Source organism: Streptomyces cellostaticus, assembly GCF_001513965.1.
GTDB classification, from domain to species: domain Bacteria; phylum Actinomycetota; class Actinomycetes; order Streptomycetales; family Streptomycetaceae; genus Streptomyces; species Streptomyces cellostaticus.
The window spans coordinates 147,283-160,784 of the sequence record NZ_KQ948034.1; the positions used below are offsets into that span (position 1 = coordinate 147,283).

Annotated in this window: 13 protein-coding genes; 6 read left to right on the forward strand and 7 right to left on the reverse strand. The window is 70.1% G+C overall.

Translation table 11 applies throughout. The features are described 5' to 3' along the window. Nucleotides 1-257 precede the first annotated feature (257 nt). A complete protein-coding gene (locus tag AQI88_RS30610; protein WP_067005323.1) occupies nt 258-1,817 on the forward strand; it encodes an FAD-binding oxidoreductase in 1,560 nt (519 codons plus the stop codon). A gap of 97 nt (nt 1,818-1,914) precedes the next feature. Here the strand turns inward: AQI88_RS30610 and AQI88_RS30615 are convergent, their stop codons facing one another. The 4 genes from AQI88_RS30615 to AQI88_RS30630 form a co-directional block, all read right to left on the reverse strand. Further along, nucleotides 1,915-2,619: a phosphatase PAP2 family protein gene (locus AQI88_RS30615; RefSeq protein WP_067005325.1), complete on the reverse strand. Its 705-nt coding sequence runs from the start codon at nt 2,617-2,619 to the stop codon at nt 1,915-1,917. A 230-nt stretch (nt 2,620-2,849) separates the two neighbouring features. After that, nucleotides 2,850-3,851 carry a C40 family peptidase gene (locus AQI88_RS30620; protein WP_067005327.1) on the reverse strand — a complete coding sequence of 334 codons (1,002 nt, stop codon included), beginning with the start codon at nt 3,849-3,851 and terminating at the stop codon, nt 2,850-2,852. 92 nt (nt 3,852-3,943) lie between these two features. After that, nucleotides 3,944-4,714, reverse strand: coding sequence for a trypsin-like serine peptidase (locus AQI88_RS30625; RefSeq protein WP_067005329.1), 771 nt, complete (start codon nt 4,712-4,714; stop codon nt 3,944-3,946). Between the two features lie 200 nt (nt 4,715-4,914). Beyond that, on the reverse strand, nt 4,915-5,613 hold the full coding sequence (locus tag AQI88_RS30630; protein WP_067005330.1) for a hypothetical protein: 699 nt from the start codon (nt 5,611-5,613) through the stop codon (nt 4,915-4,917). A 197-nt stretch (nt 5,614-5,810) separates the two neighbouring features. Between AQI88_RS30630 and AQI88_RS47965 the strand changes: the two genes are divergently transcribed. Further along, the gene (locus tag AQI88_RS47965) at nt 5,811-6,227 is read left to right on the forward strand and encodes a hypothetical protein (protein WP_244184393.1); all 417 of its coding nucleotides are present in this window, start codon (nt 5,811-5,813) and stop codon (nt 6,225-6,227) included. Nucleotides 6,228-6,270: 43 nt separating this feature from the next. Here the strand turns inward: AQI88_RS47965 and AQI88_RS30640 are convergent, their stop codons facing one another. Next, nucleotides 6,271-7,050 carry an SDR family oxidoreductase gene (locus tag AQI88_RS30640; protein ID WP_067005332.1) on the reverse strand — a complete coding sequence of 260 codons (780 nt, stop codon included), beginning with the start codon at nt 7,048-7,050 and terminating at the stop codon, nt 6,271-6,273. Nucleotides 7,051-7,184: 134 nt separating this feature from the next. Here AQI88_RS30640 and AQI88_RS30645 point away from each other — a divergent pair, with 134 nt between their 5' ends. Further along, entirely contained in the window at nt 7,185-7,619 is a 435-nt protein-coding gene (locus tag AQI88_RS30645) for a hypothetical protein (RefSeq protein ID WP_067005334.1), read from the forward strand. A 22-nt stretch (nt 7,620-7,641) separates the two neighbouring features. Here AQI88_RS30645 and AQI88_RS30650 read toward each other — a convergent pair whose 3' ends face one another. Continuing rightward, nucleotides 7,642-8,568 (reverse strand): oxidoreductase, encoded by a 927-nt coding sequence (locus AQI88_RS30650; protein ID WP_067005335.1) that lies wholly within the window; start codon nt 8,566-8,568, stop codon nt 7,642-7,644. 117 nt (nt 8,569-8,685) lie between these two features. On the opposite strand from AQI88_RS30650, the gene AQI88_RS30655 reads away from it, so the two are divergent. Continuing rightward, entirely contained in the window at nt 8,686-9,300 is a 615-nt protein-coding gene (locus tag AQI88_RS30655) for a TetR/AcrR family transcriptional regulator (protein ID WP_208615941.1), read from the forward strand. Nucleotides 9,301-9,589: 289 nt separating this feature from the next. Further along, nucleotides 9,590-10,951 (forward strand): S53 family peptidase, encoded by a 1,362-nt coding sequence (locus AQI88_RS30660; RefSeq protein ID WP_067005337.1) that lies wholly within the window; start codon nt 9,590-9,592, stop codon nt 10,949-10,951. 253 nt (nt 10,952-11,204) lie between these two features. Here the strand turns inward: AQI88_RS30660 and AQI88_RS30665 are convergent, their stop codons facing one another. After that, nucleotides 11,205-11,885 (reverse strand): TetR/AcrR family transcriptional regulator, encoded by a 681-nt coding sequence (locus AQI88_RS30665; protein ID WP_079057902.1) that lies wholly within the window; start codon nt 11,883-11,885, stop codon nt 11,205-11,207. Nucleotides 11,886-12,109: 224 nt separating this feature from the next. Here AQI88_RS30665 and AQI88_RS30670 point away from each other — a divergent pair, with 224 nt between their 5' ends. Beyond that, complete coding sequence (locus AQI88_RS30670) at nt 12,110-13,432, forward strand: UDP-glucose dehydrogenase family protein (protein ID WP_067005339.1); 1,323 nt, start codon at nt 12,110-12,112, stop codon at nt 13,430-13,432. The last annotated feature ends 70 nt before the right edge of the window (nt 13,433-13,502 follow it).

Below are 13,502 nucleotides of genomic sequence, written 5' to 3' on the forward strand. Positions count from 1 at the left end.
GCATCGAAGGCCGCACTCCGCACCGTGCACGGCCGAAATTAGGCAGAACAGGTGAAGCCGCCGATGGCCGGAAGTGAACGGGGGGTGAACCCCTGCCGTCGGCCTGGTTAGGTCACGGAATGCTTACGGGGAGGGCACATGGAGGTTCCGACGGCCGGGTTACACGGACACGTATTCGACGTTCGTTCGCCCGTCCCGGGAACCCTTGTGCGCATGCCGTCGTCTCGTCCCAGGAGAGGCGAGGAAAGGCGACGGACATGGAACGGCGAACGTTCATATCGGGCGGCGCGGCCGCACTGGCGGCTACCGCGCTCACGGGGTGCAGTTCTCGCTCGGGCACGTCCGCCGGGTCCTCGGCGCACGCTCTCTCATCCTCCGGTACGGCACTGAAGACCACCAGTCAGGCCGCCGCCGCGAACTGGGCGGCCCTCGCCCGCGACCTGGACGGCCCCCTGGTGCGCCCCGGGGACACCACCTGGAAGACGGCCCACCAGCTGTACAACACCCGCTTCGACGGCCTGAAGCCGGCCGCGGTCGCCTACGTCGCCCACGCCGACGACATCCGTACGACCCTGGCGTACGCCCAGTCCCACCAGATACGGGTGTCGATACGCAACGGCGGCCACTCCTACGCGGGCTACTCCTCCGGCGACAACCGCCTCATCCTCGACGTGTCCAAGCTGAACCGCGTCCGCGTGAGCGGCGGCCAGGCGGTCGTGGGCGCCGGCTCCAAGCTGATCGACGTCTACCGGGCCCTGGGCGCGAAGGGCGTGACCATACCCGCGGGCTCCTGCCCCACCGTCGGCGTCTCCGGCCTGGTCCTCGGCGGCGGCCACGGTGTCGCCTCCCGCGCCTACGGCCTGACCTGCGACAGCCTGACCCAGGCGACGCTCATCACCGCCGACGGCACCCAGGTGACCGCTGATGCGAGCAGCCACTCCGACCTCTTCTGGGCACTGCGCGGCGCGGGCAACGGCAACTTCGGCGTGGTCACCGAGCTGCACTTCAAGACGCATGCGGCACCGCAGGCGGTGACCGCCTACCTGACCTGGTCCTGGTCCAAGGCGGCCGCGGTGATCAAGGCCTGGCAGGAGTGGGGCCCGACCCAGCCGGACGAGATCTGGTCCTCGCTCCACCTGTCGAACACCCCCGGCGGCACCCCGTCCATCTCGGTGGCCTGCTTCTCCCTCGGCACCTACGGCGAACTCCAGAACGCGGTGGACCGCCTGGCCCACCTGGCGCACGCGAACGCCCGGTCCGTGACCCTGCGCCGCCGGGGCTACGAGGAGGCGATGGAGATCTACGCCGGCTGCTCCTCCTTCTCCACGGACGCCCAGTGCCACCTGCCCGGCTCCACCCCGGGCCGCTCCCCGCAGGGCGCCCTGGGCCGCGAGACCTACGCCGCCCGCTCCGACTTCTTCGACCACTCCCTGTCCTCGACGGGCATCCAGACCCTGCTGAGGCAGATCGGCTCCGTCCGGGGCGGCGCGGGCAGCATCGCGTTCACCGCCCTCGGCGGCGCGGTCAACCGCGTCTCCCCCACGGCAACGGCCTTCGTCCACCGCCGCTCCCGCATGCTGGCGCAGTACATCGCGTCCTGGGGTGCGGGTGCCTCCGGCAGCTCGGCCCAGTCCTGGCTCACGTCGGCCCACGACGCGATGAAGCCGTACGCCTCCGGCGCGGCGTACCAGAACTACACGGACGCGAGCCTGAGCAACTGGCGCAAGGCGTACTACGGGGATGCGGCCCCTCGCCTGGCCAAGGTGAAGAAGCAGTACGACCCGCAGAGGTTCTTCTCTTACGCGCAGGGGTTGTAAGGGGTTGTAGTTCACACCTGCGGGTGCGTGGGGGCTGATCGCGCCCACGCGGCGGAGCCGCATATCGATACAGCCCCGCGCCCCTTCAGGGCGCGGGCTACGCCGCCAGGTCCTTCTCCTCGGACTCCACCGGCTTGCGGGCGCCGGGGACCAGTGCGTCGCGCTGCCCACCGGCGACCGACCGACGCCGGACGATCCACCCCGCCCGCGGCGACCGCTCCACCGCCTTCATCAGCGGGGTCAGCAGGGCCGTAGCCAGCGGCGACAGCAGCAGCGCGACTGCCGTACCCAGGGCGAAGCCTCCGACGACGTCAGTCGGGTAGTGGACGCCCATGTACACCCGGCAGAACCCCTCCAGCAGCGCCAGCCCGATCCCCACGATGCCGAACCGGCGGTTGGCGACGAAGAGCCCCACCCCCAGCGCCATCGTGATCGTCGCGTGGTCGCTGACGAAGGAGAAGTCCGTCTTGCCGGAGACGAGGACGTCCAGCCCCCGGTGGTCGACAAAGGGGCGGGGGCGTTCGACGAAGCCCCGGATCGGTACGTTCACCAGCACCGCGATGCCGGCCGCGAGGGGAGCCCACACCAGCGCGGCGACCGAGGATGCGGCGTCCTCGTCGGCCCGGCGACGCACGGACCACCAGCACCACAGGACCAGCAGCACCATGGCGAGCAACAGCCCGTACTCGCCCACGAACTCCATGACCCGGTCGAACCAGTGCGGCGCATCCTTGGCCAGGCCATTGATGTCGTAGAGCAGGTCGACGTCGGGGTTCGATCCGGATTCGGCGAGTACAGCCATGGTGCTGCGGCCCCTTCGTCGTCTTCCCGGACGCACCTCGTGTGCGTCGCTCCTGCCCCCCGTGGTTCGTAGATCCGCTTCCGCTGCACTGCCGCACTGACGTCCGCTCGGCTACGTCAACAGGAACGCACAGCCCCCGTTAATACGTTCCACTCTCCACCGAATGATCACGCAGACGTTATCGAAGAGAGACTCATCACCGCAGCTCAGGGGGTAGGTTCACGGACTGCTCACACCGTCGTGGGGAGCGCTTTTGCGCCATCTTCGGTGACCCGGGTGGCACCGAAGTAGTCCGGGGTGTCGACCGGGTCGAACCGGATCACGGCACCCGTCCGCGGCGCGTCGATCATGTATCCGCCGCCCACGTAGATCCCCACGTGCCGGATGGCCCGCGAGTCGGTGAGGTCGTCGGAGAAGAAGACGAGATCGCCGGGGAGCAGCTGGCCCCGGGAGGGGTGCGGGCCGGCGTTGTACTGGTCGTTGGCGACCCGCGGCAGGGTGATGCCGACCTTGTCGTAAGCGGCCTTGGTCAGACCCGAGCAGTCGAAGCGTCCGCCCTGGTCGGCGGTGCCGTTGCCGCCCCACAGATAGGGCGTGCCGAGCCTGCTCTGGGCGAAGGCGATGGCGGCCGCGGCCTGCCGGGTGGGGTCGATCCGCTTGACCGGCGCAGCGAAGCTCTTCTCCAGGCTGCGGATCCGCTGGACGTAGTTCTGCGTCTCGCTGATGCCCGGCACGCCGCCCGCCCTTATGACCCGGTCGGCGCCCGCGTTGTAGGCGGCGAGCATGTTGTCGGAGGTGTTTCCGGGGACGGTCTTCACATACCTCGCCAGCTCGCAGTCGTACGAAGCGGCCGATGGAATCGCGTCGTTCGGGTCCCAGATGTCGCGCTTGCCGTCGCCGTTGCCGTCGATGCCGTGCGTCGCCCAGGTGCTCGGGATGAACTGGGCGATGCCGCGCGCGTCGGCCGGACTGACGACCGTCGGATTCCAGCCGCTCTCCTGGTACAGCTGGGCGGCGAGCAGCGCCGGGCTGAGCGCGGGACACAGGTTGCCCCACTGCTGCACGAGCTGCTTGTAGGCGCCCGGTACGGCACCCTTGGCGAGCCCACGGCTGCCCGAGGTCACGTTGTTGACGAGGTTTCCGGCGACGACGTACACCCCGACGACGAGCAGCATGACGAAGCCCATGCCGAGCCCGACGGCCGCCCCACCGATCACCCATACCTTCCGCACGGTTCAACTTTCCCCCATGCGGACGCCGTTCAAGGCCATTTGGGCAGAGAGTGGCGCCATTTCACAGGTTGGTGCGCGCGGGTGAGGTGCTGTCAGCGAGCGGCGGTCGCGTCCTTGAACAGCTCGGCCGCCTCGCTCCGGAGCACCACGCTGTACGAGGTGTCCGCCGTCGTCCCGCCCTTCTGGTGGCCGCCGAGGACGCCGACGACCTGGCCGTTGCCGTTGATCCAGGGGCTGCCGCTGGTGCCGCTGGTGAACTCGGGGCAGTCGATGCGCTGTTGCGAGCGGCTGTGCAGGGCGGGCTTGTTGGTGCAGGAGATGGGCACCTCGCGGGTGTCGGGGTAGCCGGTGACGGTCACGGCGGTCGCACCGGTGGCCACGCCGGTGACGAACCGGTTGCCGCCGACCACGTCCTGGATCCGCTTGCCGCCCAGCTCGTCGATGTACGCGAAGGCGAGGTCGCTGTCCTCGCTCTGCTCCTTGGCCCACCTGTCGGGCAGGAACCGCTTCCCCACCTTCCACACCCCGTAGGGCGCCTTCCCGTCCCGATACCCCGGCACGAACACAAGATCCCCGTTGTCCCCGTCCACACAGTGCGCGGCGGTGACGATCAGAGTGTGCTGCGGGCTGCGCACGACCGAGGCGCTGCAGAAGTGCCCCCCGGCCAGCTTGCCGACCCGGTCCGCGTCGAACAGCGCACCCACCCGCTTGTTCTGGATGGTCACGTCGGCCACGGCCGTGACCCCGAAGGGCCCCGCCTCGTCAGAAGCGGCGGCCACCGACGCCGAGGTCAGAGCCAGCGTCACCACAGCACACAGCAATGCGGGACGCGAGGTGAGCCAGATGCGTGAGATGCGCTTCATCAGGGCTCACTCTCTCCCACGAAGGTGAGAAACCCGTCCCGACTTCACTGAGATTTTCCTGTGAAACCTTCCTATGGCGGGGCTACGCCCTGGCAGGCGACGTTGTCCAGGCAGGCGTGCGGGCCCTCCACGTCCCGCTCAACGTGGCAACCACCGTACTGTGCGGCCTTCCTTCCCGCCTCCTCACTCGTCCCACCGGGTCATGCCCGCGGCATCCGGCCCCGCTGTGAGGGGCCGAGAGCGGGGGGCGTCTGGTCGTCCCCGGACGGGCCGATGTCGCCGTCCTTCCACTCGGGGTCGTAGGCACAGGGCACGGAGGCGCCGCCGATGAAGTAATCCCGGTCCGGGAACCAGGTGAAGGACATCCGCTCGTCCCCGTCGTCCCGCTGGACGTACAGGTCCCAGTCCTTGCCCTTTCCGCCCTCTCGGTAGGACGTGACCGTCCAGCCGTTGTCCTTCAGGTGCTGCTGCAGTCGGCGCAGGCCGGGGACGGCCCGGCTCGCGGGCACGTGGTCCAGCGCCCAGCTGTGGCTCATGCGGTAGGCGCCGTCGACGGTCTTGTCGTCCATCCCGAGCAGGCCCCCGTCGTAACAGTAGCCGGAGCTGAACGTGTTCTCCGTGCTGACGCCGACGCGCTCGACTCCTGGTTCCACCGTGCGCTTGAACCCCAAGACGTCGTACGCCTCCTGGGAGCTCTGGAAGGCGCGGCTCGCCATGTCCTCGGGTGCGACGCGGGGAAAGTCCGTCGACCCCGCTGAGCCGTACGCGAGCAGGACGACGAGAACGAGTACGACTCCGACGAGTGCGGCACAACCGCATCCGAGCGCCCCGAGGACGCCGGAGGGGCTCTTGGATGCGGCCGGGGTCGTGGTGTCGGTCGGTGCGGTCTCCTCGGGCATACGGGGACGGTAGGTCGGCGGGGAGGCTCGGCGGATGGGTACGGTTACCCGGCAAGGAGTGGGTATGCGTACTCAATTGACCTGCGCTCCGGCGAGTCAGGCGAGTTCGACCACTTTCTGGAGAGGAAGGCCGAGGGTTGCTCCCACCAGCTCGAGGAAAGCTGAGCGTCGTAACGACGGCAGTGGCGCTGGCTGCCGTGGCGGCGCTCGTCGGCGGTTGCAGCAGCACGCACGGCGAGGCCCGGCCCGCCCCACACACGTCATCGCCCAGTTCCGGATCGACGGAGCATGCTCCTCGGGAATCCGTCACCAAAGCCCCGGTCCTGCCGGAGGGGGAAGTCGTCGCGCAGGCGGTGAACGCCACCGGCAACCGGGAATTGGACATCAGAGGAGGGCTCAAGCGCGGCGCGCTGACCGTCGACGTGAACTGCCAGGGCAAGGGACAGCTGACCGTCATGGTCAAACCGGTCGGGCTGAACTTTTCACTCAAATGCGTGGACGGAAAAGTCACCAGCACGTCCAACCAACTGGAACTGAAGCGCACTCGCGAGCACGGCACGGTGAGCGTGACTGCACCATCCCGTGTGCGATGGGCACTGACCGTCGGACGGTGAATTCACCCGCCTGGGAGCCTCGCCCAGAAGGGCTCAGAAGGTCTCAGAAGGTCGTCGTCATCCCGCCGTCCACGGCGATCGTCTGCCCGGTGATGAAAGACGCCGCATCGCTCGCCAGGAACACCACGATCCCCGCGAGCTCGCCCGGCCGGCCCCAGCGCCCCAGTGCCGTACGTGTCCGCAGCCACCGCTCCCCCTCGGGGTCGTCCGCCGGCTCCGCGTTGTCGTCGGTCGCGAACGTGCCCGGTGCCACCGAGTTGACCGTCGTACCGCTCGGGCCCAGGTCGGCGGCGAGCGCCCGGGTCAGGCCGTCCAGGCCCGCCTTCGCCGTCGCGTAGGCGACATCGCCCGTGCGGCCCAGCCGGCCGACGGCCGAGCAGACGTTGATGATGCGGCCCGGGGTGCCGCGCGCGGCCAGCCGCCGGGCCACGGTCTGGCTCAGCGCGTACGCCGAGGTCAGGTGGACGTCGAGCATCGCGGCGAGTTCGTCCGGGGTCATCTCGTGCAGGCCCCGCCGGTCGCGGTGCCCCACGTGGTTGACGAGGACATCGATGTCTCCGAGCGCCTGCAGCGCTTCCTCGGCGGCCTCCCGGTCGGTGATGTCGAACGCGGCACCCAGGACGTCGTAGCCCTCGTCCCGCAGCCGCGCGACGACCGCGTCCAGCGTGGCGGGGTCCCGGCCGTTGAGGACGACCCGTGCCCCGGCCGCGGCCAGGCCCTGCGCCATCTCCAGTCCGAGTCCGCGCACGGAGCCTGTCACCAGGGCCGTGCGGCCGTTGAGCCGGAAGTTCACCGGGCCGGTGCCGCCCATCCCTGCCGCCATCCGTCAGTCCTGGAGTCAGTTCTGGAATCCGTCCACGTCACCGTATCCGGTCGTATCGCGACGCACTGAACCTTCGGGCACTTCCGTCCGTATCACTCATATACGGCATCTCGCCCAGAAGGGGATGAGCCCGCATGATCATGTCGGCATATAGGGCGCGTACGACACTCGGTGCGACGGCGGTGGCCTTCTCCGCCGCTCTCGTGCTGGCCGGCTGCTCCGGCGGAAGCGGGGGCGGTGGCGGTCAGGCGAGCGGCTCGGCGACGTCCGGCACGCCCAAGGCAGGCTCGGGGACCCGGGTGACGGTCACCGAGACCGAGTACACGCTGAAACTGTCCCGGTCGTCCTTCACACCAGGCACCTACACCTTCGTCTCCGACAACCACGGCAGGATCACGCACGCCCTGTCGATCGACGGGCCCGGCGTCGAGGACGCGAGGACCAAGGACGTCCAGAGCGGCCAGGAGGCGACCGTGACGGTCACTCTCAAGAAGGGCACGTACGACGTGTACTGCCCGATCGACGGACACAAGCAGCTCGGGATGGATCAGCACATCACGGTCGGCTGAGCATGCCGGCCGAGCATGGGGATTACGACAGCTCCGCCGCCGCGAGCCGCCACTCCACTCCCGTCAGCTCCTCCGACAGCGTCCACAGCCTCCGTGCCGCCTCCGGATCGCTCGCCGCCGCGCTGCGGCCGACCAGCGTCGGGGCGCCCCGCATCTCCCCCAGCCCGTCGGGGCCGACGTAGGACGCCCCGGGCAGGTCCTGGGTGGCCGCGTAGAGGGTCGGGAGGGCGCCGGCCTTGTCGTCCTGGGCGAGGAACCTGTTGCCGAACACCATGCCCGCCCGCGCGAGGGGGCTCGCGGCGTGGCTCTGCAGGTTGGTGGCCGCGTAGCCGGGGTGGGCCGCCAGGGCGCGCACGGACGAGCCGGCCTCGGCCAGGCGGCGCTGGAGTTCCAGGGTGAAGAGCAGGTTGGCCAGCTTGGACTGGGCGTACGCCCGCACCGGGCTGTAGTTCGAGGTGAGGTTGACGTCCTCGAAGTGCATCACCTTGTCGCCCATGCGGTGGGCGCCGGAGGACACCGTCACCACCCGGTCCGTGACGTACGGCAGCAGCAGGTTCGTCAGGGCGAAGTGCCCGAGGTGGTTCGTGCCGAACTGCATCTCGAAGCCCTGCTTCGTCCGCTGCTCCGGCAGCATCATCACGCCCGCGTTGTTGATCAGCAGGTCCAGCGGGCGGTCCCAGGAGGCGGCGAACTCCCGTACCGAGTCCAGGTCCGCCAGGTCCAGGCGGCGCACCTCGGTGCTGCCGCTCACCCTCGCCGCCGCGGCGCCGCCGCGCGTGAGGTCCCGTACGGCGAACACCACATGCGCCCCGGACCGGGCCAGCGCCTCGGCGGCCGCGAAGCCGATGCCGCTGTTGGCGCCGGTGATCACGGCCGTACGGCCGGTCAGGTCGGGAAGGTGGGTCGCGTTCCATTTGCGCACCGTGCGCGCTTTGGTCGTATCAGCCATGCCACCCAATGTAGGCGTCGCCAACAATGCTGTCAATGACAACAATGGTGGCGCCGACAACAATGGTGACAGCGACAACTATATTGACGATGTCAACATCGGGATACGATGGTGCGCATGTCCCGCATGTCCCCGTCATCCACGAGTCGCCCCTACCACCACGGAGACCTGCGCTCGGCCCTGCTCAAGAGCGCCGAACGCACCCTGCGTGACAAGGGCGCCGGCGCGCTCTCGCTGCGCGAGCTGGCCCGTGACATCGGCGTGAGCCATGCCGCTCCCGGCCGCCACTTCAAGGACAAGCAGGCCCTGCTCGACGCCCTCGCGCTGGACGGGTACGAGCGCCTGAATCAGGCCCTGGACACCGCTTCCGGGCACCCCGGCCGCACCCTCGAGGAGCGGATGACGGCGCTCGCGCGGGCCTACCTCGGCTTCGCCGTCGAGAACCCGGAACTCCTGGAGCTGATGTTCGCGCGCAAGCACCACCCCGACAGCTCCGCGCAGCTCGCGTCGGCCGTCGACCGCTCCCTGAACTCCTTCACCGGGATGATCGCGGACGCCCAGGAGCGGGGCGAGATCGTCCCGGGCGATCCCGAGCGCATCACGATGGTCGCCGCCGCGAGCCTGCACGGCCTCGCCGCCCTCATCGCCAGCTGCGCCCTGGAGGCGGAGGAGGCCCTGGCCGGCCTGGACGCACACGTCCACCTGCTGCTGCACGGACTCCGGCCGCGCTGACACCGGACGGCGCCCGCCGCGCCGCGGCACCTTCTCCGCGCGTAGAAGCAACCTGTGCCTGGCCTGTGCCGCAGGTCAAGCACACACCAGCACAGTCCCATCCCACCGTCATCGACCAGTAAGCCCCCAGCCCCCTTCGGTATGGCGGGGGTCAGAACTCCGGAACCCCGCTTGTTTGTCGCGTACTCAACAAGCGATCGTCATCGCGGGCCGCCGCCCCCACCGGCAACCACACCGGTGGTCCCCCACCCGCAGGCCTCTGTCAACCCCACTCACAGGAGGCTGTACGTTGCGTACGCCCACCCCCACCACCCCCCACATACGCGGCAGACGCCGCCGCATCGGCTCCGCCGTCGCGGCCACCGCGGCACTGGTCTTCGCCGGACTCGGCACCGCCGCCCACGCGAACGCGGCCACCCCCACGGCCCACAAGGTGAGCGCCAAGGCCATCGCCACCCAGGTCGCCAAGGCCCATGTGCAGTACGAGAAGGCTTGTGGCGCGACCCCGAAGAAGGGTTACGCCGCCTGCCACGCCCTGCGCGTCACCGGCGGCACCACCGCCTTCATGGAGAAGCAGGCCGCGCTGAAGGGCATCGCCCCGAAGACCGTCAAGCCGAACGCCGCCTCGGACACCCCGACCGGCTACGGCCCCAGCGACATCCAGTCGGCGTACGGCCTGACCGACGCCGCCTCCTCCAACGGCTCCGGCGAGACCGTCGCCATCGTGGACGCCTACGACGACCCGAACGCCGAGGCGGACCTGGCCACGTACCGCTCGCAGTACGGCCTGCCGGACTGCACCACCGACAACGGCTGCTTCACGAAGGTCAGCCAGACCGGTTCGACCACCTCCCTCCCCTCCGCCGACAGCGGCTGGGCCGGCGAGATCTCGCTCGACCTCGACGTGGTCAGCGCGACCTGCCCGAACTGCAACATCCTCCTGGTCGAGGCGAAGTCGGCGAGCGACGCCAACCTGGGCACGGCGGTGAACGAAGCCGTCAAGCTGGGCGCCAAGTTCGTCTCCAACAGCTACGGCGGCGCGGAGTCCTCCTCCGACACCACGTACGACACCTCGTACTACAAGCACCCGGGCGTCGCCATCACCGCGAGCGCGGGCGACGAGGGCTACGGCGCCGAGTACCCGGCCGCCTCGAAGTACGTGACCGCGGTCGGCGGCACCAAGCTGTCCACGTCCTCCAACAGCCGCGGCTGGACCGAGAGCGTCTGGAACACCAGCAGCACCGAGGGCACCGGCTCCGGCTGCTCCTCGTACGACGCGAAGCCCTCCTGGCAGACCGACACCGGCTGCTCGAAGCGCACCATCGCCGACGTCTCGGCCGTGGCCGACCCGGCCACCGGCGTCTCCGTCTACGACTCCTACAGCTCCGACGGCACCGGCTGGAACACCTACGGCGGCACCAGCGCCTCTTCCCCGCTCATCGCGTCCGTGTACGCCCTCGCCGGAACCCCGGGCAGCAGCGACTACCCGGCGCAGTACCCGTACAACGCGGCCGGCACGTCCGCCCTCAACGACGTGACCAGCGGCAGCAACGGCTCCTGCACCACCAGCTACCTCTGCACCGCGAAGTCGGGCTACGACGGCCCGACCGGCTGGGGCACCCCCGAGGGCCTGGACGCCTTCACCGGCTGATCCCGGGAGATGCACGACCACCCCGTCGGGTCACGGGGAGCCGCCATCTGAGGGGGACGTGGGGTCCCTTCGGCGGCACGGAAAGGAAGACGGGCCACGGCATCCGGCCGCGGCCCGTTTTCCCTGCACTGCCCTTCATCGGGCAACTGCTGGGAAAGACACGATCCCGCAAGGCCACTGACGGGGACGACTCCAAGAACGTCCAGGGCCCCCGCCTCGGCCTCGCGCCGGAGGCCTGGGCCGCTTTCGTCACCTACGCATCCGAGGGCTGATCAGGGCAGGTTGACGCCTCCTGTTCCTGGCGCTCGCCATGCTCGTCGTCGCATTCCGGCGCCGGATCCAGCAGGACCTGGATGCCCGCCCGCAGATACCGCTCCAGCGTGGCGTCCGGCGCTGAGACAAGGGCGGGGGGACGGATCTCCGTGCGCATCAGGCTGGTGCCGAGCATCCAGGCCGCCAGGAGTTCCGCGCGCAGGTCGGCGTCAGGGCCGCCGAGGCGGGCGGCCAGGCGCTCGGAGAACACCTCCGTGAAATCCGCGCGCAACCGCCCCACCGCCTCGTCGCGGCCGGAGGACCGCAGCACGGACAGCACCGGGTGCGGGAAGTCGCCTTCCGTGGGCGCCCCCAGAAGCAGATCGCAGATCCAGTCGGGGATCGCCTCGACCGGCTCCTGCAGCAGCGGTTCAAACATCTTGCCGGTGCACGCCACGTCGTTGAACAGCGCTTCCTTCGAGCCGAAGTAGCGGTAGACGAGGGCGGCATCCACACCCACGTCGCCCGCTATGTCGCGCACGCTGGTGCCCTCGTAGCCGTACTTGCCGAAGCGGAAGGCCGCAGCGACCCTGAGCGCGGTGCGCGTGGCCGAGGCCGAGCGCCTGCGGGCGGGCCGGCAGGCCGCTTCCTTGGATGCCTCGCCGTCCTGCGTTCCCGTCACGTCACCGTACCTCCGTCGTCCTCGGCCCTCGCAGCCCTCCGCCCATATTCGAGTCTGCGGCGGCTGTCTCAAAGTCACCGAACGATGTCATCAATCGTTGACTTCTGTTCGCGCCGCATGCCATACCTGAGCCAGGTCAACGATTGATGACTTGAGTGATGGCTCAAGTGCTCGCCGTGTCGAGGCCGCGCGAGCAACCCCCCGACCGGAAGAGGTGATCTTCTGTGCCTGCTTTACGCGTCACCGTGATCGGAACCGGTTACGTCGGACTGACCACCGGTGCCTGCCTGGCCTCCCTGGGCCACTTCGTGGTGTGCGCGGACGCCGACCCGCACAAGGTCGAGCGGCTGCGCGAGGCCCGGGTGGACATCCTGGAACCCGGCCTGCCCGAGACCGTCCGGGACGCCCTGGACGCGGACCGGCTGGACTTCACCGGCGACACCGCAGCCGCCGTCACCGAGGCCGACGTGGTGTTCCTGTGCCTGCCCACACCCATGGGCGCGGGCGGCGCGGCCGATCTCGCCGCCGTGGAGGCCGTCGCCGGGCAGATCCGCGAGGTGCTGCCGCCCGGCTGCGTCGTCGTCAACAAGTCGACCGTTCCGGTCGGCACCTGCGAGCGCGTCGCCGCGCTCCTCGGCCGGGCGGACGTGGCCGTGGTGAGCAACCCCGAGTTCCTGCGCGAGGGCCGCGCCGTCCACGACTTCCTGCACCCCGACCGCATCGTGATCGGCGCCGCCGACCGGGACGCCGCCCGGCGCGTGGCCGGCCTGTACGCCGAACTGGACGCGCCGCTGGTGCTGACCGATCCCGCCAGCGCCGAACTGACCAAGTACGCGGCGAACTTCTTCCTCGCGATGAAGCTGTCCTTCGCCAACAACCTCGCCACCGTCTGCGAGCGCTTCGGCGCCGACATCGCCGATGTCGCCGAGGGCATCGGGCGCGATCCGCGCATCGGCTCCGCGTTCCTGCGGCCCGGGCCCGGCTGGGGCGGCTCCTGCCTGCCCAAGGACACCCACGCCCTGCTGACCGCGTGCGACCGGGCCGGGGTCGACTTCCCGCTGCTGCGCGCCACCATCGAGACCAACGTCACCCATCAGCGGCGGCTCGTCGAGCAGGTCGCCGCCGCCTGCGGGCGCGGCGAGGACGGCTCGCTGCACGGCGTACGGCTCGCCCTGTACGGCCTGACCTTCAAGGCCGGCACCTCCGACCTGCGCGACTCGCCCGCGCTCGCCGTCGCGCGGCTGCTGCGCGAGCGGGGCGCCGAACTCACCGCGTACGACCCGGCGTTGCGCGAGCGGCGGCCCGACCTGAGCGATCTGGTCACCCTCGTGGACGACCCGGTGCGGGCCGCAGAGGGGGTCGCGGCCTGCGTGGTCCTCACCGAGTGGCCGGAGCTGCGCGACCTGGACTGGGCGGCGATCGCCGCGCGCATGGCCGGCCACGAGGTCCACGACTTCCGCAACCTGCTGGACGCGGACCGGCTCGCGCGGGCCGGGCTGATCTGGCAGGGCATCGGACGCGCGGCGGCGCCGACGCGGGTGGCGTGAACCGTACGCGGGACGGCCGACGCCATGCCTCCGGCGGCCGCTTCGGTCGTACATCCCGCTTCCCCCCGTC

Bases quoted from the DNA above. Each gene is read 5' to 3' on its own strand.
- AQI88_RS30625 (WP_067005329.1), bottom strand. From the start codon at position 4,714: ATGAAGCGCATCTCACGCATCTGGCTCACCTCGCGTCCCGCATTGCTG.
- AQI88_RS30640 (WP_067005332.1), bottom strand. From the start codon at position 7,050: ATGGCGGCAGGGATGGGCGGCACCGGCCCGGTGAACTTCCGGCTCAAC.
- AQI88_RS30610 (WP_067005323.1), top strand. From the start codon at position 258: ATGGAACGGCGAACGTTCATATCGGGCGGCGCGGCCGCACTGGCGGCT.
- AQI88_RS30650 (WP_067005335.1), bottom strand. From the start codon at position 8,568: ATGGCTGATACGACCAAAGCGCGCACGGTGCGCAAATGGAACGCGACC.
- AQI88_RS30645 (WP_067005334.1), top strand. From the start codon at position 7,185: ATGATCATGTCGGCATATAGGGCGCGTACGACACTCGGTGCGACGGCG.
- AQI88_RS30615 (WP_067005325.1), bottom strand. From the start codon at position 2,619: ATGGCTGTACTCGCCGAATCCGGATCGAACCCCGACGTCGACCTGCTC.
- AQI88_RS30655 (WP_208615941.1), top strand. From the start codon at position 8,686: ATGTCCCGCATGTCCCCGTCATCCACGAGTCGCCCCTACCACCACGGA.
- AQI88_RS30630 (WP_067005330.1), bottom strand. From the start codon at position 5,613: ATGCCCGAGGAGACCGCACCGACCGACACCACGACCCCGGCCGCATCC.